The following is a 20081-nucleotide window of genomic DNA, read 5'->3' on the forward strand; positions in this document are numbered from 1 at the left end:
ACCGGTGCCCAGCCCGCCTCGCGTGGAGTCGGGCCGGACAGCCATGGTTAGAAGGCGCGAGCTTCAGAGAGCCGCCTCGGCCACGCACGGAGCACAGGCGACGCGTGGTTGGCCTGTGTCTGCGGCGGGGGGATGGCCGGTGCCGATACCCAGTATCAACTCAGCCAACTCCTCAGCGCAGTCTCGGTTGAAATAATGGCCGGCCTTTTCCAACAGAGTGACGGTGATGTTGGCCGCGTATTGCCGCCACGCTTGGTCAGGATCGACCGTCGCATCTATTGAAGGGTCGCAGCCACCCAAGATCACAAGCATCGGAACAGGCAGCTTGGTACCGCCCCTCAGATCGAAGAACACTCGGCGGTAGACAGCGACGTCCCGAGTGAAGTTACCGACGACGGCCGCACGCAGATTGGCGTCTTCAAGACCTTTGATTCCGCCAATGCTCTCCAGGTATGTGCAGATGTCATCGGCGGACGCGGTGTCCCAGGGATTCCCGGGGTGGTCGGCGCCGGCGAAGGCGGGCGGAAGCGTAGCGCCGACGACGGTGGCGGTAACCGTGTATCCGCGCGTGACCAGATGGTGGGCAAAGCCACAAGCAAGCCCCGCTCCGGCGCAATGTCCATAAACAATGGTCGGAACATCCTTTTGTAGAGCGTTTGCGCTTTCCCACTCCCGGTATAGCGCTTCGATGTCGTCGCTGATGGGCAGGCGGCTGTGCCCGTTCCCTTGCAAGTTTCCCACACACAGGAAAGCGTCCGGGCACCGGCTTTCCAACGCTTGCGACAACGCAAAGTAATCAGAACTTTCGCCGCCTGCATAAGGCACGCATATTACCGAGAATTTTGGTCTTGCGGGCCGGTCATGGAAAGAGGTGACCGATCGGCATGTTTTCGAAGCCGATGAAATGCCTGCCATCAGACCGCTCATCACTGGGTTCCGGTAGATGTCGGCAATCGAAAGAAGGCCGTTCGCCTTGGATACGGCGGTCAGAGCCTTTATCGAATCCCCGCCGAGATCAAAGTAGTTGTCGTCGACGTAGAGTTCCGGGACGCCCAGGGATGCGGCGAGCGCGTCGTGGAGCACACGTTCCTGCGGTGCCGTCGGCGTCCACACAGCCCCCTGCCGCGGAGCAAGGCGGTTCGAGGCAACAATCCGATCCAACTGTGCGGCGTCGATCTTGCCGTTGGTGGTCAGCGGCATCGCCGGCACCTGCACGAGCGCTCCAGGCAGCATGTAATAGGGCAACTGCTGCGCAATGTGATCGCGCAGCGCAGCGGCACCAAGCTGCCGATCGGACGTGTAACAGCATACGAGATTCGCGTGCTCACCTTGACCACGGCAGATAACCCGCGCCTCCCGTATGTCCGGATGCGAGAGAACAACGGATTCGATCTCCTGCAGTTCAATCCGGAAGCCGCGCAGCTGGATCTGATGATCCTTGCGGCCGAGGAATTCCAGTTCTCCATTGAAGTGGAGACGCGCCAGATCGCCGGACCGGTAGCCACGGCGGCCTGGATAGAACGGAAGAGTAACGAACCGCTCCGCGTTCAGGTCGGGCCGTTTCCAATATCCCTCGCTCACGCCGTCACCGACGACGACGATCTCGCCCGCCACCCCCCGAGGAGCAAAGTTGAGCTCCTCGTCGACAATCGCGAGCGCCAGCGTCGGGATGGGCCGGCCGATCGAACTGCGCGGGGATTGCAGGGCATCGGCATCAAGTTTGCGGTAGGTCACGTGAACCGTGGTTTCGGTGATGCCATACATATTGATCAGTTCACAATCGGGCAGCATCTGGGTCCACGGGGTGATGCGCACTGGGCTTAGGGCTTCTCCACCAAAAATCACCTTCCTAATGTGGCTGCGCCCGATCTTCCGCCGCAAATCGTCGTGCCCCGCCAGTACGCCCAGCAGGCTGTAGAAGGCCGATGGCGTCTGATTGAGAATTGTGACCTTCTCATCGACCAGCATGTGGATGACCCGTACGGGATCCCGACAATCCTCACGCGCTGGCACAACGAGACGGCCGCCGAACAGCAGGGCGCCGAAGATTTCCCATACGGAGAAGTCGAAAGCAAACGAGTGGAAGAGGAGCCACACGTCGGCAGAGCCGAAGTCGAACAGAGCGTTCTCGGGGAACAGCAGACGGACCACGTTCCGGTGGCTGATAACGACGCCTTTTGGCCGCCCAGTGGTGCCGGAAGTATAGATCATATACGCGGCGTCAAGGGCGGAACCGCTCTGTTGCGGTTGCAGCGGGGCCGTGCACTCGCCGATGTCCTCGAAGTACACGGCCATCCGATTGGACGGCACCAAATGGGCATACTTCCTGGTGGTCAAAACCGTCTGGGTTTCGCTGTCGTTGAGAATGAACCTGATCCGTTCGAGCGGTGAGGTCGGGTCGATCGGCAGGTAGCCTCGGTTGGCCGCGAAGATGCCGAACACGGATGCGATCATGTCCACGCCTGGATCGGCGATGATGGCGACGAAGTGTGCCGCCACAGCATCCAGTTGCTTGGCCGTGATCTCACGCCGTATCGCTTCGGCCCGGGCGGACAGGGTCTCGTATGTGCATCTTGCTGCTCCGGCGGAGATCGCCACGGAGTCTGCGTGGCCCTCGGCCACCCTCAGAAAGATGGAAAGGAGCGTATCGCGTTCCGGGAAGGCGGAGTGAAGATTGTTTAGGATAGCAAGCTGCTCACCGACCTCGTCGGCGGACAGCAGCGTCAGATCGTTGGGTGTAAGGGCCGGTTGGCCGGCAAGCGATTCCACGCATCGGACGTAGTGCGCCAGGACCTGATCCGCCAATGCGGGTGTGTAGAGCGCCTCATCGAAATCGATGCTCAAGGAAAAATTGTCTTCCCGCTCAACAATGGAAAAGACCAGATCCGCCTTGGCGAACGTGCGGCCAATTTCCAAGGGCTGACTAATCAGATCGGGATGATGGGCTTTCTCGAACTGAATGCTTGGGCTTTCCCGTCGCGAGTGATAGGTGAGGATGGTATCGAACAGGGCATCGCCCGTGCCGCTGTAGGAGCCTGCAATCCCCAGCTTTTCCACAGGCAGGTACTGGTGGGACAGCGCCTGCGCGATAAGACCCTGGTTCTCGGCGATGAGTTCCCCGCAGGATCCGGACTGCCCGTTGCTCGTCAGCCTCACCGGCAGTGTGTTGACGAAGCAGCCGATGACGTCGCCGAACTCCTCCTCTCGATTCAGCGCGGTTATGCCGATCACCGTATCGAGACCGCAACCGTACTTATGGCGAAGCACCTGGATCGCGGTGGCGAAAAGCGTGAAGGGCGTAACGCCCAGTGACCGGGCCGTCCGCTCAATGCTGCCCTTGGCGGTTGCGTTCAGGATCGTGTCCCGCCGGAACGCGTACAGGCCTTGGGCCTGTTCGGCCGGGACGTTGTCGGAAGGGAACCTCCTGAGTTCGAAGCCGTCCAGCGCCTGCCGCCAGTATTCGGCGTTCAGATCCGCTTGGCGCGCGAACGCTGCGCTCCGTTCATAGAGGCGATAATCCGAGTAGGGTCTCGGCTGCAGTTCGGGCCATTGCCCGTCTCGCCCAGCGTTGTAGCAGGCGAATAGGGCGTCGAGGAACACGTCCAGCGCTCGCGCATCGCAGGCCACGTGATGAAAGACGTACACGAAGACGAATCTCTTTTCCGCCGTCTTGTACAGGTGAAATCTCGCGCACGTCCGCTCCAAGTCGAAAGGCTCGAAGGCGAGATCCTGCAATGCCCGATCCAGATCGAAATCATCCGTACCCTGCGTCACGTCCGTGAACGGGACGCATATGGGATCCTTCGATCGCACAGCGAAATACTGGCCGCCGCTGTTCGTGTATCGCGATGCCAGGACTGGGTTGGACGCGACAACCCGAATGATCGCCCGGGTGAACGTCTCCACGTCGAGCGGACCCTGCAACTCCAGGGCGTTGGGAACGTTGTAGCTTCCCCGGACCTTGGAAATTAGCTCGGCGACGATGAGGCGGCGCTCGATGGAACTGACCGCTTCACCGCGCGGGGCTTCCACGGCCGCCTCCAGCCCTGCCACAGCCTGTGTGCCGGCGGCTTGGGTAAGCGGCAGAATGGCGTTCAAGGACTTAAGCTTGAAGAGGTCCGCAAGCGAGATCCTGCACCCAAACTCCTTGTTAAGCCTCGCGCGAAGCCGGCCGATCAGCAGAGAGTTCGCCCCGTTGGCGGCCAGCGACGTCTCGCCATCCAGCGTTCCGGCATCCACGCCGAGCACGTCGGCAACAATAGTCAGGGCGCGCTGCAAGTCCTTGCCGACCACGGAGGTTATGCCGGGTGCCGCAGGTCGCACCGACTGCTCCACCCACGCTTTGATCGCGCTCCGATCAATCTTCCCATGCTTGTTGGTGGGAAGTTGAGGCACCGAGAGTATCCGGTTCGGGAGCATGTACTCCGGAAGGAGCGAGCGCAGCCTTTCCTTGACATCGCTTTCGTTGAACGCACCCTGTGCCTGAATGACGGCGATCAGCAGGATGCGCTCCGGCGCAATCTGCACGACGACGCTGATGGCGTTGGCAACGCCGTGCATGCTCAGGAGGGCGCCGTCGATTTCAGCCAATTCCACGCGTCTGCCGTTGATCTTCACCTGGCCGTCGTTGCGTCCCACGACTTCGACGAGCCCATCATCGGTCATCCTGGCAAGGTCACCCGTGTCGTACTGCACGACATCGGAGGATTTCCCCTCGCGGAAATGGTGGGTGTCGACACCGAGATCTGCGATGTAGCCGAGCGAGGGGTAACGCGTCTCGATTACCAAGCGCCCCAATGCGCCGGGCGATGGGGGCAAGCCGCCATCATCAAGTATCTGTACCCACGTGTCCGGCAGCGGGCGCCCGACCGGGATGACGGCTTTTCCCATATCGCCGGCCGATACCCTATGGAAGAACTTCGCCAGAGTCGTTTCGGTGGGACCATAGAGGTTGAAAACGGTCATTCCGGCCTGGATTGGTGATGCAATCGCCTGGACGTCGCTTCCGCGCAGGACTTCACCGGCAAAGAGAACATGCCGGAGCGCGCTAAACGGTTGCGTCTCGAAAAACGGCGCGATGGTCCGAAACAGCGTCGGCACGATATGGATGGTGGTGATGCGGGAGGTCTCCAACCACTGTGCGAGGGAGCAAGGATCAAGAAGATCTTCGTCATCGGGGATGCAGCACGTCCCGCCCGCAAGCAGAGCCGCAAAAATGTCTCTCAGACTCGGGTCGAAGGTCTTGGCGGAGAGGAACGACACGCGGGCGGTTCTATCCAGCTTCAGGAGTTCCAACTCCCAGGCGAGAAAATGCGAGAGGCTCGACCTGCGGCCCAGGACGGCTTTGGGGATGCCTGTCGAGCCGGACGTGAAGAACACGTAGCATTCCTCGCCAGGCCATTCCGGCGGCGGTTCTGCCAGTTTGCCGTTCCCGCGTTCGGCCGCTTGGAGATCGGCATTGGTGATCCACAGTTGCGGGTTGCCGCCGGGGACCGCCGGCCCGATGATTGCGTCGGGATCGAGAATAGTCAGCGCGCGCTCCAACCGGGCGGATGGCTCGGCGGGGTCGATCGGACAAAACGCCCGACCAGCGATCAGGCAGGCCAGATAGGCGACGACGAGTTCCCTTGACTTTCCAACGGTTATTGCGACGCGGCCGGACCTGCGCGAGGTCGAGTTCAGCCGTTCCGAGAGGGTGTGCGCCGCTCGCCACAACGTCTCGTAGCTGAGCGCTCCACGACTGTCTTCGACAGCCCAAGCCTTCGGATTTCTTGCCGCGTGCTCGAAAACCGCCCTAGAGACCGATAAAGGCAGCGGTAGCGTACCGGCTCTCTCGGTGGACGACCCCGTCTCATTTTCGGCTAGAAAGCGCGCCAGCAACGCAATCGTGCTGTGTTTGTACAGGTCCCTCATGCGAATGTGAGGCCAGAGTTTCCGCAACTCCCCGAGAAGACGGACCTGTTTGATCGAGTCAAGACCCAACTCTGAGAATGAGTTCTGTCGGGATATGGGGACGGCCAACCGGAACGTGTCTTGAATGACCGTTGCAACGGTGCGCTCGATCGTCTGTGCGGTTGGCTGGTTCACAGGAGCTTCTCCAGTTGCTTTGTATCTCTTTTGCCGTTTGCCGTTGTTGGTATCGCGGCAACAAGCAAGACTTGTGACGGAATCATGTAGCTTGGGAGCTGTTGGGACAGCGCCGCCCGGACATCGGCCGGAGCAATTTCCGCTTTCGCAGTGTAGGTTGCGCATAGCGAGCCCGCAAACCGGCCGCTCTTAGCCAAGAAAGCTGAGCATTCAATCACACCGGGAACTGCCCGGATGCAATGCTCGATCTCCCCCAGCTCGATCCGGTGACCGTTGATCTTCACCTGATGATCTATTCGCCCCAAGAATTCTATTTGCCCGTCCGGCCTGATTCGAGCGAGGTCACCTGTTCTGTATCGGCTTCTTCCCGAAGCCAGCGTCGCTTCCGAGAAGCTCTTGGCAGTCAGATCCGGGGCGCCCACGTAGCCGTGCGCCACCTGAATGCCTTCGATGTAGAGTTCTCCGGGAACATTAGTCGGGCAGAAGTTGCCGCGTTCGTTCAGGACGTAAAGCTTCGTATTGGCTATCGGATAGCCGATAGTAATCTGGCGGCGCATGTCCATCTGTGACTCGAGCAGGCAGGTCACATCGACGCTCGCCTCAGTCGGTCCATACAGATTGACCAGAGTTGCCGCGAGATTAAGGCCCTTGAACGCCGTGACATGATAGCCCTGCAGAGCTTCACCGCTGCAGCAGATCATTCTCAGGGTTTGGAGCCCACCTGTCGCCTCAATGGCGGTTATGAAGCTCAGGAACGCGTCCAGCATCGACGGCACGAAGTGCAGCAACGTCACACGATGCGTTTCGATCGCGTCGAGGATCTGGTCCGGGTCGCGCTCCAGCCCGTGGTTGAGCACTACAACCTTAGCTCCCGCGGCGGCCCAGAGAAACACTTCCCAGACTGATACATCGAACACGAGGGGAGTCTTGTGCAGAATGATCTCTCGATCAGTAACGTCGAGAGCGTCCTTCATCCAAACTATGCGATTTGAGATTCCGCCATGATCGATCATAACCCCTTTGGGCGTTCCTGTGGAACCCGACGTAAATATAATGTAGCAGAGATCATTTGGAGCGACATTACAGCTGATGTCTTCTAGGACATTCATTGCTGCGGCTTGCTCGGCGCACACGGTCGGAATGTCCAGAGCGTCAAACAAGGAGGATTTTGTCAGCGTCGTTGTTACGGCGGCTTTCGCCCGAGCCGTGCTGAGGATCTGGTTCTTGCGAGCGTCGGGCCAAGCTGGATCGATCGGGAGATAAACAGCCCCGAGCTTGAGTATGCCATAGATTGCGGCCAGCGATGCAGCCGAATGGCGGCCCATATGCACGGCGACAACGTCACCTTTGCGAATTAAGCAATGATGGAGCGCCTGCGCAATGGAATTCGCGTATCTGTTCAGATCTTCATAGGTGTGCTGTCCATCGGAGGAAATGCAGGCAATATCTCTCGGCCGATAGTGCGCGTTGATTGAGAGATATTTATGAACTGGTACAAATTCAAACGAGGTATCTGTGTTGTTAATCCTTTTGATGAGTTCAACATCAGTGCTCTGTGCCTCCACCACGTCGGAAACAAGGCGCTCGGCATCGCAGCTTGTAATCTCTTCGGCAATTCTGACAAGCTGACCCGCAATGAGATTGATCGTCTCTTTGCTGAAGCGAGCTTCCGGAAAGTCGATCAATATATGGCCATCGTCTCCAAATGCAAAGATAATGCCTTCATAGGATGGATCTCGCCGGATTCCGTTGGCGTGATCAATCGATCTTACACCCCGGAAGTCGGTTTCCTCAAAATTCGCGCACCCAGGGTCTTGCTCTCCTTGGCTCATCAACTGTCCCCTGATGAGCGCAACGAGATCATGCACTCGAGAACGCTGGGAGTACTGAACAATAATCCTGCGTTCTACCGGCGTGGCACCGGGTGTTAACGTCTCGTCAACCAAGACGATGACTTCATCTTTCCCGGTGGCGTAAAGTGCGGTGAGACACAATGCTGATATCTTTTGCTCATAGGCCGCATTTTTTAGGGCATCTGACTTGACCATTAACGCTTCACGCATGCCGCCCACTGAAGCAACGATGTAGTCGTTCAAAAGCGTACTTTTCATTCTTCTGCCTCTAAATGAAGGGCCCTGATCAAGACCTCGTTCAGGCCAAACAAAATCAATTAAGTGGCCCTGTAGAAGCGAGTTATCGATCCGCGCTCTAAGTGGGTGCGCAGCGATTTCGAAAAGCGCAAAATTTCAATACTCTTGTATCAATCATACAGCTGCAAGCCATTATTACAGTCTCGTTGTTTTAACAGAAAAAAATGCTCGACACATGCGATAATTACATAGTTAATTTCGGCGCCATTAGAATGCATTAGAATTCTGTTAATTGAGAGCATCAGGCTTCCCATGCGTTCGGCATTTTTTGCCGATACTTTGTCGCCCCGGTTCGCAAAACATGCGCATTGCCTTCATCGGTAGGCATCTTTCATGCTTTCAGCAAAAAGCAACGCCACCACATTGGTGGAGTTCTATAGCAAAGCGGAGCGGGTCAGCGCAACTCAATATTACAACTTCAACAATCAATGATCAGAACAACAGAACATTAGATTTCGAACTTGCCATACTATTGTATGGTCTTGGAACCTTCACGGGTGTGTGAAATACTTGAGTATGTCTGCGTTGTCCACTGTGCAGCAGGCTTCGTTGCAAACTCTTGCTGCAGGCGCGATCTTATAGCGACTGGACGCCTCGAAAGACGGTGGCGCGGTTAGCGTTCTGATCCCGTCCTTCGGCGACAAGTTGCACATCACCAGTGACCGCCGGTTCCGTCTGATCCGGCGCTTCATCGTCACCGACGCCGCACGGCACGACGGCGCGCATGGGCGGACAGCGCCTACCGCTCGACGGCCAACGAAGCGACCATCGCGGCGGCGCGCTGCCGCAGCATGGTGCATGTCCGCAAGCCGAAGGGAAGGCCGATGCCGGGGCCGCACCAACGCGCCAACCGCGCCCGTTCGGCGGTACGATCCGCCGTCGAGCATGTGTTCGCCGAACAGAAGGAGCGCATGGGGCTGTTCATCCGCACCATCGGTCTTGGGCGCGCGACGGTGAAGATCGGCATCGCCAATCTCGCCCACAATTTCCGACGCCTGATCTGGCTCGAGGGGCGAACTGCGCCCGTATAGTGCCAAAACCGCTGCATATTCCCGCATTTTTAGCCAGAAATCGCGCTTCAGCCCTCAAAAGGCAAAGCTCTCACGCCCGGACGCCCTCAGTCTCACCATCAACCGAGGCTGAAATGCGGATTATCGAGGTGTTCAAACGGCTTAACTTGTCGCGGCGGGAGCCGGTGAGTACCAGCACGAGGTTCGTCGGTGCCGTCCTCGCCTGTGTTGATTGTGTCGCGAGCGGCCTTGAGCGCGAACATGTCGTTCACACCGGCTTCGGTCACGATGGCGTGCCACACTTCGTCCACAACCACCATGCCGGGTGGCCAGGCGCGCTACTCGGACCTTGCGATCGAGACGGCGTTGATCCTGAGGGCGGTGTTTCGCCAACCGCTGCGGCAGACCGAAGGGCTGGTCAGCTCGTTGTTCGCGTTGATGGGGTTGGACCTGCCGGTGCTGGATCACTCCACGCTGAGCGGGCGGGCTTGGCGGAAGCTGCGCCTGGGCGTCGACGTCGGGAGCGGCACGATCATTGCCGCTGCCTTGACCGGAAAGAAGGTCGATGATGCCGCCGAACTCCGGCCCTCGCTCGACCAAGTCGCGGAGCCGGTTGCCGCGGTCATCGCCGAGCGCGGGCGCGTGAGCTGGCAGACAAGCTCGGGTTACAATGTCAGGGCCGGGGCAGAGGGCGCGATGAGTCGCTGCAAGCGGATCATCGGCGACGCCTTGCAGGCCCACTCCCGCCCGGCGCAGCGGGTCGAAACCCAGATTGCTGTCCACGTCCTCAGCCGCATGCTCGCCCTTGGATGCCTGGAGTCCGTCCGCGCCGCCTGACGATCAAGGAACCAAGCCAGCGCTCCTCCCTCACGCCTCCGTGCGCCTGAGCACCGGGTAGCCGTTCTTCGCCTTTTTAAAACGGCGGAAGGACCGACCATGCATCAACCCCATCCCCAGGCAGTGCGCGGACCGACGCTTCCGCGCACCGAAAATTCACACGTTCCGCAAAAAGAGGTTTGTTGGAGTACAAAACTCAAGTTATCATATTTCGGTTGATGCAATCGCATAGCGATTGAAAAATTGGATAGATCAAGGAGATCGCGGGTGGACGTGATCGCTGAACTGACGAGCCTGATCGGCGCCGACGCCGTCCTGACCGCCCCCTCCGATCTGGATGCCGTCACCGAAGACTGGCGCGGGCGTTATCGCGGACCGGCGCTTTGCCTCGCGCGTCCCGCCAACGCCGGACAGGTGGCCGACGTGGTACGCTGCTGCGCCAAGCATGGCGTGCCGGTCCTGCCGCAAGGCGGCAACACCAGCCTGTGCGGTGGCGCCGTTCCGTCGGAGACGGGACCCGCCCCGGTCATTCTCAGCCTGACCCGGATGCGCGCGGTCCGCGCCATCGACCCGGTGAACAACACCATGGAGGTCGAGGCCGGCTGCGTCCTCGCCACCGTGCAGGAGGCCGCGGCGGCGGCCGGGCGGCTCTACCCGGTCAGCCTGGGCGCCGAGGGCTCCTGCCAGATCGGCGGCACCATTGCCACCAACGCCGGTGGCACCTCGGTCCTGCGTTACGGCAACACCCGCGAGAACGTGCTGGGACTGGAGGTCGTGCTGGCCGACGGCACCATCTGGTCGGGCCTGTACGGCCTGCGCAAGAACAACACCGGCTACGACCTGAAGCATCTGTTCATCGGCTCGGAAGGCACGCTCGGCATCATCACCGCGGCGACGCTGAAGTTGCACCCGCTGCCGACGCGTCACGCGGTGGCCTGGGTCGGGATGGCGTCGCCGGAGGATGCGCTGACCCTGCTGACCCGCGTTCAGGAGCGCAGCGCGGCCCGGCTGTCCGCCTTCGAGATGATCAACTGTCTGCAGCTCAATCTGGTGGTCGGCCATGTCCCCGGCCGCCGCAGCCCGATCGAGAGCGAGGCCGACTGGCATGTGCTGATCGAGCTGTCGGACAACGGGTCCGGCGAGGCGCTCGACGCCGAACTGCAAGCGATCCTGGAGGACGCCTTCGCCGACGGGCTGCTGAGCGACGCGGCGCTGGCGTCCAGCGAGGCGCAGCGCCACGCCATGTGGGAGGTCCGACACAGCGTGTCGGAGGCCAACAAGAAGGCCGGCGTCGGCCTGACCACCGATTGCGCAGTGCCGCTGTCGGCGGCGCCCGCCTTCATCGCCGGGGCAACCGCGGCGGTGCGCGCGCTGGTGCCCGACCTGCCAGTGATCGTCGTCGCCCATCTCGGCGACGGCAACGTCCACTTCATCCCCTTCTTCACCTTCGACGCCTGGGAGGCCGCCGCATCGGGCGACCGCGACGCGCTCGCCGCCGCGCTCCGCCACGCCGTCAACGACGAGGCCGCTCGGCTCAAGGGCACCTTCAGCGCCGAGCACGGGGTCGGCCGCGTCCAACTCGCCGAGATGGCCCGCTACAAGCCGCCGGCCGAGCTGGCGCTGATGCGCACCGTCAAGCAAGCGCTCGACCCGCAGAACATTCTCAATCCCGGACGGCTGCTGCCGCCCGGCTGATTCTCGCCTTCCTTTCCCCGCCCATCCGCCGTCCCGGCCCATCCTGAGGAGTTCCGACATGAGCACACGTCAAACCGGCTGGTCCCGCCGCACCCTGCTGAAAGCCGGCGCCGCCGGCACCGCGGCGCTCGCCATGCCGGCGATCTGGAGCCCGGCCCGCGCGCAGAACAAGCGCATCGTCGTGCGCGACGACGGCGGCATCTACACCAAGGCCTATGGCGAGGTCTTCTACAAGCCCTTCACCGCGGTCACCGGCATCGAGGTCGTCGGCGTCCAGGCCAACGCCGAGCCGACGGCGCAGATCCGCTCGATGGTCGAGGCGAAGTCCTACACCTGGGACATGGCCAAGATCAGCGAGCCGGCCATTCTCATGCTGACCAGCGGCGACAAGCCGATGCTGGAGAAGCACGGGCTGGAGAACGATCCGGCGGTCGCCGCCATTCCCAAGCAGTACATGTCGGAATACGGCGTCGGCACCAACGTCTACACCACCGTGCTGGCCTACCGCACCGACGCCTTCAAGGGCCGCAAGGCGCCGGCCTCCTGGAAGGACTTCTACGACGTCGCCGGCGTTCCCGGCCGTCGCGCCCTGCGCAAGCATCCCTTCGACACCATCGAGCAGGCCCTGATGGCCGACGGCGTGCCCACCGGCGAGGTCTATCCCTGCGACTTCGACCGCGCCTTCAAGACGCTGGACCGCATCAAGAAGGACATCCCCATCTTCTGGACCAGCGGCGCGCAGGTCGAGCAGATGCTGATCTCCGGCGAGGTCGATCTCGTTCCGACCTGGGTGTCGCGCCCGCAGGCGGCGATCGCCGCCGGCGCTCCGGTCGGCATCGTCTGGGACCAGAACATCTGGGGCCTCGACAACTGGGCCATCCTGGCCGGCACCCCGAACGCCGACGCCTGCCGCCAGTTCATCAAGTTCACCTGCGATCCGAAGCGGCAGGCGGAGTTGGTGAAGTACTTCCCGGCCGGCGTCACCCTGCCCGACGCCTTCAAGCACATCGATCCGGCGATCGCCCCCAACTGCCCGACCTTCCCGGCGAACATCGAGAAGGGCGTCAAGATCAACGCGCAGTTCTGGCTGGACAACCAGCAGAAGGTGCTCGAGCGCTACAACGCCTGGCTGCTGAGCTGAGGCGACGGGACGCTCCGTCCCGACTGAGGACCTGTGACCGGACCCGCCCGCATGGCGGAGCCGGTCGCGGGACTCCCGCATTTTCCCAATTCCCCTTTCGACGCGAGGAGACCTGCCATGTCGTCGTCCAGCCTAACCGTCCAGGGCCTCGCCAAGCGCTATGGCGATTTCGTGGCGCTCGCCCCCACGGATCTCGTGGTCGCCGACGGTGAATTCCTGACCCTGCTCGGCCCGTCGGGGTCGGGCAAGACGACGTTGCTCAGTCTGCTCGCCGGGCTGGTTCCGCCCGATGAAGGAGTCGTGCGCATCGGCGCGCAGGACGTGACCTACGCTCCGCCCTACGAGCGCGACATCGGCGTGGTCTTCCAGAACTACGCCCTGTTCCCGCACATGACCATCGCCGAGAACATCGCCTTCCCGCTGAAGATGCGGAAGATCCCGGAGGCCGAGGCGAAGAAGCGCGCCCAGGAAGCGCTGGAGATGGTCCATCTGCCGCACATCGCCGGGCGTTATCCGCGCGAGCTGTCGGGCGGCCAGCAGCAGCGCGTCGCCCTGGCCCGCTGCATGGTCTACAAGCCGTCGATCATCCTGATGGACGAGCCGCTGGGCGCCCTGGACAAGAAGCTGCGCGAGCACATGCAGCTTGAGATCAAGCATCTGCACCGCGAGCTGGGAACGACGGTCGTCTACGTCACCCACGACCAGGAAGAGGCGATGACGATGTCCGATCGCATCTGCCTGATGAATTCCGGCCGCATCGAGCAGCTCGGCACGCCGGCCGACCTCTATTTCCGTCCACGCACCCTGTTCGTCGCCGACTTCCTCGGCGAGTCCAACCTGCTGCCGGCCTCGCTGGGGCCGCGGCTGGGTGACGAGGCGGAGATCCGGCTGGGCAGCGCCGGCATTCCGGGCCGCGCGCTCGCCAACGGCCAGGACCTGCCGCCGGGCTCCCCGGTGCGGGTGATGGTGCGGCCGCAGAACCTGAACATCGCCCGTCCTTCCGGCGATGAAACGGCCGTGATGGGCCGGGTGTCCGACGTGATGGTCACCGGCAGCCTGACCAAGATCTACATGCAGCCGCTCGACGCCGCCCTGCCGCCGCTGGTCGCCGCTTTCGCCACCCGCAACGAGGCCGAGGCCATCCGCATCGATGACGTCATGGCGCTGTCCTGGGACAGCCGCGACGCCGTGGTGATCGCGGACAGCGGCCCGGCGGCGATGCCCGCAACCACGGCCAAGGCGGCCTGACATGAGCGACCAGATCATGACCATGCCCCACGCCGCCCCACGGCGCGGCGCCCCGCCGGCCTGGCGCAAGCCGGTGCTGATGGGCGCCCCCATCGTCCTGCTCCTCACCGTCTTCCTGGTCTTCCCGGTCGGGCAACTCCTGGCGCTCAGCGTCTACAACGGCCAGGGCTTCTCGCTGGCGCCCTACCAGCAGCTTTTCTCGTCCAGCCTTTACGTCACCGTGCTGTGGATCACGCTGAAGATCTCGCTGGCGACGACGCTGGTCGCGGTGGCCGGGGCCTACCCCATCGCCTACCTGATCTCGGTCACCAAGGGGCCGGCGAAGAGCCGCCTGATCTTCTGGGTGCTGCTGGCCTTCTGGACCAGCTTCCTGGTGCGCGCCTTTGCCTGGGTGATCATCCTCGGCCGCAACGGCGTCATCAACGGCACGCTGATGTCGCTGGGCATCATCGACCGGCCCATCGACCTGCTCTATGGCTTCGGCTCGGTGCTGGTCGGCATGGTGCATGCCATGCTACCGCTGGCGGTGATGACCATGCTGGCGGTGATGGAGAACATCGACCGCACGCTGCCCCGTGCCGCCAGCACGCTCGGCGCGCGTCCCGGCACCGCTTTCTGGACCGTTTATTTCCCGCTGTCGCTGCCCGGCGTCGCCGCCGCGGCGATCATGGTCTTCGTGACGGCCATCGGCTTCTTCATCGTGCCGGCCCTGCTCGGCGGGCGGCGCGAGACGATGATCACCCAGCTCATCATCGACCAGATCCAGCAAACGCTGAACTGGGGCTTGGCGGGCGCCATCTCGGTGCTGCTGCTGACGGTGGTGCTGGCGGTGTTCGTCCTCTACGACCGCGTCTTCGGCTTCGCGACGCTGACCGGCGAGACCGCCGGGGCCGCGCACAACCGCGACACCGCCATGCGGCGGCTGGGCGGCCGGGTGCTCGGGCTGCTGGGTGCGGCGAGCGACGCGCTCATCGGCCTGTTCCCGCGCCGCCGCCCGCGCGGCACCGGCGAGATGCCGTCCGCCGGCCTGCGGACGCTGGTGTGGACGATGCTGGTGCTGATCAGCCTGCCGGCCTTCCTGATGGTCCCGCTGTCCTTCGGCGAGGCCGGTCTGGCCTGGCCGCCCACCGGCTTCTCCCTGCAATGGTACGAGCAGCTCTTCCAGTCGCCGCTGTGGATGCAGGCTCTGACCCGCTCGCTGGTGGTGGCCTTCGGCACCGGCCTGCTGTCGATGGCGATCGGCGTGCCGGCGGCCTTCCTGATGGTGCGCACCCGGATGCGGGGCAAGGGCGCCATGCTGGCCTTCATCCTGTCGCCGGTGATCGTGCCGCGCATGATCATCGCCGTCGGCATGTTCTACCTGTTCGCCCAGATGGGGCTGGTCGGCACCATCCTGGGCCTGGTGATCGGCCACACGGTCGTCGCCGTCCCCTATGTGGTGATGACGATGACGGCGGTGCTGCGCAACTACGACACCCGGCTCGACCTCGCGGCGCAGAGCCTGGGCGCCCGTCCGCTGGCCGCGCTGCGCCACGTCACCTTCCCGATCCTGGGCGCCGGCATGCTGTCGTCCTTCCTGTTCGCCTTCGCCACCTCCTTCGACGAGCTGACCATCTCGCTGTTCTCGTCGGGCGGTCTCAGCGCCACCCTGCCCAAGCAGTTCTGGGACGAGGTGACGCTGCAGGTCTCCCCCGTCATTGCGGCGGTGTCGACTGGTCTTCTCGTCTTCGTCGCGGTGCTGATCTACGCCGCGGATCGGCTGCGCCGGCGCAGCCTGGCCTCCTGATCCGCACCGGAACCGACGCTCCACCTCTTCGCACTTCCAAGGATACATCATGCTCGATGCCACCAAACTCCGCGGCATTCTGCCCGCCACCCCGACGCCGGTGACCGCCGACGGCACCATCGACGTCGCGGCGTCGAAGGCGCTGTTCTCCTGGCTGAACCGCCAGGGGATCGACGGGGTGGTTCCGCTGGGCGGCACCGGCGAGTACGGCGCGCTGGCGCGCGCCGAGCGCAACCGCTTCGCCGCGCTGACGGTCGAGGCGATGGCCGGCAGGAAGCCGGTCATCGCCGGCGTGCTCGACACCGGTTACCACGACGCCCTGGCCGCGGGCCGCGACTTCGCGGCGGCCGGCGTGGACGGCCTGCTGGTCCTGACGCCCTACTACACCAACCCGACCCAGGCCGGCATCCGCGACTACTTCCTGCGCTACGCCGACGAGTCGCCGGTGCCGATCCTGATCTACGAGATCCCCTACCGCACCCGCATCGCCGTCGATCCGGAGGTGCTGCACGAGCTGTCGCGCCACGAGCGGATCGTCGGCATGAAGGCCTGCAACACCGACATGTACCATTTCCTGCGCACGATGGCCGGGCTGGACCCGTCCTTCGCCATGCTGAGCGGCGAGGACACGCTGTTCCCGCTGCATGTGGCCGCGGGCGCCAAGGGCGGCATCGTGGTGACGGCGAACCTCCTGCCGCGCGCCTGGCGCATGGTCTTCGACCTCGCCTCGTCCGGCAAGACCGCCGAGGCGCTGGAGGTCCACCGCACCCTCATCCCGATGATGAATCTCGCCTTCGCCGAGACCAACCCCGGCCCGATGAAGTCGGTGATGGACCTCATCGGCGTGAACGCCCCGGCGATGCTGGCGCCGCTGCGCGAGCCGCGGGCGGAGCTGCGCGAGGCGCTGAAAAGCGAACTGGCGCGCCTTCTGACCACCTATGAAGGGTTGCCGGCGGCCGCGGTGGCCTGACCGGTGGCAACGCTTGCGCGTGGCATCCGGCGCGCCGGATGCTATGCGTAGGCGAACCATGCCGACGACGCGAGGACGAGCACCGATGAAGGCCGGAAAGACCACCAGAACGGGCGGCATGGCGGACGGCGACGCCCAACAGACCGACACCGCACCGGCCGTGAAACCGAAAGCCGACCCGCGCGAGTCGTCGCTGTTTGTCGGTTCGACCGAAAAGACGTTCCAGATCCTGCACGCCTTCGACGGCCCGCATCGGCAGATGCCTTTGTCCGAGATCGCCAAGGCGGCGGGGCTGGACCGCAGCGCCGCCCAGCGGCTGGTCTACACGCTGGAGACGCTGGGCTATCTGCGGCGCGTCCACGGCACGCGTAATTACGCGCTCAGCCCCAAGCTGCTTCAGTTCTCCTACAACTACCTGCGGGCGAACGATCTGATCGAGAAGGCGTCGCCCTACCTGCTGGACATCAGCCGCAGCGTCGGCGAGACCGCCAATCTGCAGGAGTTGGACGGCCACGAGATCGTCTTCGTCGCCCGCTTCCCCGGCCGCCATCTGGTGAACATCGACATCATGGTCGGCAGCCGGCTGCCCGCCTACTTCACCGCGTCGGGCACCGCCATCCTGTCGCGACTGTCGGCGGCGGAGCAGGAGGAAATCCTGGCTCGCACCGACCTCCGCCCGCTCACCCCCTTCACCGTGAACGACCCCGGCCGTCTGCGCGCCCGTGTCCAGGAGGCGGCGGAAAAAGGCTACGCCGTGGTGACCAACGAGACGGTGATGGGCGACATCTCGGTCGCCGCCGCCATTACCGACGAGCATGGGCACGCGGTCGCCGGCCTGAACATTTCCGTCCCCACCACCCGCTGGACACCGGAGTCGGCCGAGCAGGAACTCGCCCGGCATGTGCAGGTGGCGGCGACCTCCATCTCCGTCAACAAATTCGCCGGCTACCCACGGTAGCGGCGTCACCGGAACCCCTGGTCGGAGGGCATGCGAACTGGACCGACGCGCAGGAAGCCCGGAGCCCCCGACGGGTTCACGCCGTGGAGGTCGGGGCCCGCCGATCGGCCATCACCCGCTCCCGAAAGGTGCGCAGGGCGCGGCGGGAGATCAGATGGCGCTGGAGGTTGAAGCTGTTGCAAGCGGCGGCGTGCATGGAGACGAAGCGCTGGGCGGACCCATGTGAAGAAGTGAGACCGGGGCCACGGGGGGGAGCGATGCTTCGGCCCCCGTGGCCCCGTCGCGAAGCGGCTCAGTCCTTGCGGGACCTGCGGCCGAAGGCAAACAGCACACTGGCGAGCATCAGGAACACGACGGCGCCGCCGCCCCAGACCCGGACGTAGCCGGGCATGCCAAGACTGGGGACGAAGGCGTATACGGCTGCCAGCACTGCCCACACCGCGACGATGGCCAGGGCCAGCCAGAGTTCATCGTTCTTCATGACGGGTCTCCCGCGTTCAGTGCCCATGCCCGCCGCCGAGCGCGACGATCGGCAGGGACTGGATCAACTTGAACGCGATGATGGTGAAGACGTACATGGCCGCGACCAGCGCCGCGACCGACACGGGGCCGGTCCACGCGGGTGCCGCGCCGACGCCGCGTGCCCCAGCCCGCCAGTCGACCACCGGCACCTTGGTCGCGACTGGCGCGCGCCGCGACAGCAGCGTGCGGACGACGCCGTAGACCGTGACCGAGATGGCGACCGCGAAGACGGTGGCGCCGATGCCGACCAGCGCCATCAACACCGGCCAGGCGGCCGGAGCCATGCCGCCGTAGCTCACGTCGAACACCCGGCGCGGCACGCCCATGAACCCGGCCGTGATGCCCGCGGCGCCGAAGATGAGCAGTCCGATGGTCACGACCACCGGCATGCGCCTCAGCACAGCCGGGCGCCACAGGCTGCCGCCGCTCAACGCCGGGAGCATCACCATCATGGCGGCCAGGAAGGTCTGGGTCAGCACGCCGACCGCGAAGAAGTGGAAGTAGCCGGGCACGAAGAAGGTGTCCGACAGCATCGGCGCCAGTTCGCCCTGGATCAGGACAAAGGCGAAGGTGATGCCGACCATCATGTTCACCACCGCCCAGCCCATGTTCGTCATGGCCGGGTTGTCCCACGGCAGCCCGCGCATCCAGCCGAAGAAACCGGTTGCGCCACGCGCCCGGGCGCTGGCCTCCAGCGAGGAGACGATGATGGCGAAGGCCGCCAGCGTCGGGACCGAGACGAACAGCGACAGCAGCGAGCCGACGACCCGCACGCCTTCGGACAAGTTCGGCTCCAGGAACATGTGGTAGAGGCTGGTCGGCGGCACGAAGACCAGATACGCCGCGAAGACAATCTTGGACATGCGCGCGCCGTGGATGGACTTCACGCCGGTCAGGTGCTCGGTCAGCACGTACCACATCAGCACCGTCGCCATCAGCGGCAGATAGTGCAGGTTGTGGAACAGGATGTGCCACTCGGTGCCGTGGTCGGCCGGGAAGGGCCCGGCGCCCAGCGACCACAGCACGCCCGGAAGGCGTTCGTCGCTGCGATGGCGCTGACCACCAGGAACCCCGCCCAGGCGAACAGCGCGAAGCCGATGGAGGTGAATGCGTCCGCCTCGCCACGCAGCCGGGGCTGGAGCACCGTCGCGATGCCGCTCACGGCCAAGGCGACCAGGCCGCCGGAGAGCAGCAGGTAGCCCAGCGCGAAGAACCCGACCGAGCGCGGATCGTCCGTGGCGAGCTCCGGGCTGCCGTCGTAGAGCAGCGGCGTGCCGGTGTAGGAGATCCATTCGCTGACACCGAAGCCCGCCAGCATCAGCGCAGCACCCAACCAGGCGAACGGGCGCAACGCCAGCCCGCGTCCGTTCTCGGCAGCGGCGAGCACGAGCAGGAGGGCCGCTTGGATCAGGTACAGCCAGTAGAAGAACACCGACACGCCGTGCAGGGTGAGCAGGCGGTAGGCATCGTCCGGGAAGAAGGTCAGCGCACCGGCACGGGCCAGTGCGGTCACAAAGCCTCCGATCAAGCCCAGCACCAGCGCCAGCAGGGCGGCACCGAACAGCAGCTTGAGGAGCGCCTTGTCGGGCGTCGGCAGGGCTTTGATGCGCGCCGCCAGGGCGGGCTTGGAGCCGACCGGGGCGACGTTCGTTGAGATGGTATCCATGGTGGGTCCTC

12 protein-coding genes and 2 pseudogenes are annotated in these 20081 nt (G+C 63.7%); 8 read left to right on the forward strand and 6 right to left on the reverse strand.

Annotated features, from left to right (window positions below):
• Positions 1-63 precede the first annotated feature (63 nt).
• The gene (locus tag FHW79_RS29365) at positions 64-6087 is read right to left on the reverse strand and encodes a non-ribosomal peptide synthetase (protein WP_183182207.1); all 6024 of its coding nucleotides are present in this window, start codon (positions 6085-6087) and stop codon (positions 64-66) included.
• On the reverse strand, positions 6084-8198 hold the full coding sequence (locus FHW79_RS29370; RefSeq protein WP_183182208.1) for an amino acid adenylation domain-containing protein: 2115 nt from the start codon (positions 8196-8198) through the stop codon (positions 6084-6086). The genes FHW79_RS29365 and FHW79_RS29370 overlap by 4 nt, the downstream gene beginning before the upstream one ends.
• Before the next feature lie 633 nt (positions 8199-8831).
• On the opposite strand from FHW79_RS29370, the pseudogene FHW79_RS33030 reads away from it, so the two are divergent.
• The 8 genes and pseudogenes from FHW79_RS33030 to FHW79_RS29410 all read left to right on the forward strand — a co-directional run.
• A pseudogene (locus tag FHW79_RS33030) lies at positions 8832-9268 on the forward strand (IS5/IS1182 family transposase); the annotation flags it as partial.
• Positions 9269-9508: 240 nt separating this feature from the next.
• Positions 9509-10084: a transposase gene (locus FHW79_RS29380; RefSeq protein ID WP_183182210.1), complete on the forward strand. Its 576-nt coding sequence runs from the start codon at positions 9509-9511 to the stop codon at positions 10082-10084.
• Between the two features lie 267 nt (positions 10085-10351).
• On the forward strand, positions 10352-11779 hold the full coding sequence (locus FHW79_RS29385; protein ID WP_183182211.1) for an FAD-binding oxidoreductase: 1428 nt from the start codon (positions 10352-10354) through the stop codon (positions 11777-11779).
• 58 nt (positions 11780-11837) lie between these two features.
• Positions 11838-12920 (forward strand): ABC transporter substrate-binding protein, encoded by a 1083-nt coding sequence (locus FHW79_RS29390; protein ID WP_183182212.1) that lies wholly within the window; start codon positions 11838-11840, stop codon positions 12918-12920.
• Positions 12921-13037: 117 nt separating this feature from the next.
• The gene (locus tag FHW79_RS29395; RefSeq protein ID WP_183182213.1) at positions 13038-14168 is read left to right on the forward strand and encodes an ABC transporter ATP-binding protein; all 1131 of its coding nucleotides are present in this window, start codon (positions 13038-13040) and stop codon (positions 14166-14168) included.
• Between the two features lies 1 nt (position 14169).
• Positions 14170-15954, forward strand: coding sequence for an ABC transporter permease subunit (locus FHW79_RS29400; RefSeq protein WP_211108542.1), 1785 nt, complete (start codon positions 14170-14172; stop codon positions 15952-15954).
• A gap of 49 nt (positions 15955-16003) precedes the next feature.
• A complete protein-coding gene (dapA, locus tag FHW79_RS29405; protein WP_183182214.1) occupies positions 16004-16924 on the forward strand; it encodes a 4-hydroxy-tetrahydrodipicolinate synthase in 921 nt (306 codons plus the stop codon).
• Between the two features lie 85 nt (positions 16925-17009).
• Positions 17010-17882, forward strand: a complete 873-nt coding sequence (locus tag FHW79_RS29410; protein ID WP_183182215.1) for an IclR family transcriptional regulator C-terminal domain-containing protein — start codon at positions 17010-17012, stop codon at positions 17880-17882.
• Between the two features lie 76 nt (positions 17883-17958).
• Here FHW79_RS29410 and FHW79_RS33035 read toward each other — a convergent pair.
• From FHW79_RS33035 to FHW79_RS29430, 4 genes and pseudogenes are all read right to left on the reverse strand, one after another.
• Positions 17959-18102: pseudogene (locus FHW79_RS33035) on the reverse strand (IS6 family transposase); the annotation flags it as partial.
• A gap of 72 nt (positions 18103-18174) precedes the next feature.
• The gene (locus FHW79_RS29420; protein ID WP_183182216.1) at positions 18175-18363 is read right to left on the reverse strand and encodes a hypothetical protein; all 189 of its coding nucleotides are present in this window, start codon (positions 18361-18363) and stop codon (positions 18175-18177) included.
• Between the two features lie 16 nt (positions 18364-18379).
• Positions 18380-19429: a cbb3-type cytochrome c oxidase subunit I gene (locus FHW79_RS29425; protein WP_183182217.1), complete on the reverse strand. Its 1050-nt coding sequence runs from the start codon at positions 19427-19429 to the stop codon at positions 18380-18382.
• Positions 19339-20070, reverse strand: coding sequence for a hypothetical protein (locus FHW79_RS29430; protein ID WP_183182218.1), 732 nt, complete (start codon positions 20068-20070; stop codon positions 19339-19341). Before FHW79_RS29430 ends, FHW79_RS29425 begins: the two co-directional genes overlap by 91 nt.
• Positions 20071-20081: the final 11 nt, after the last annotated feature.

The organism is Azospirillum sp. OGB3, assembly GCF_014192915.1.
Lineage (GTDB): Bacteria > Pseudomonadota > Alphaproteobacteria > Azospirillales > Azospirillaceae > Azospirillum.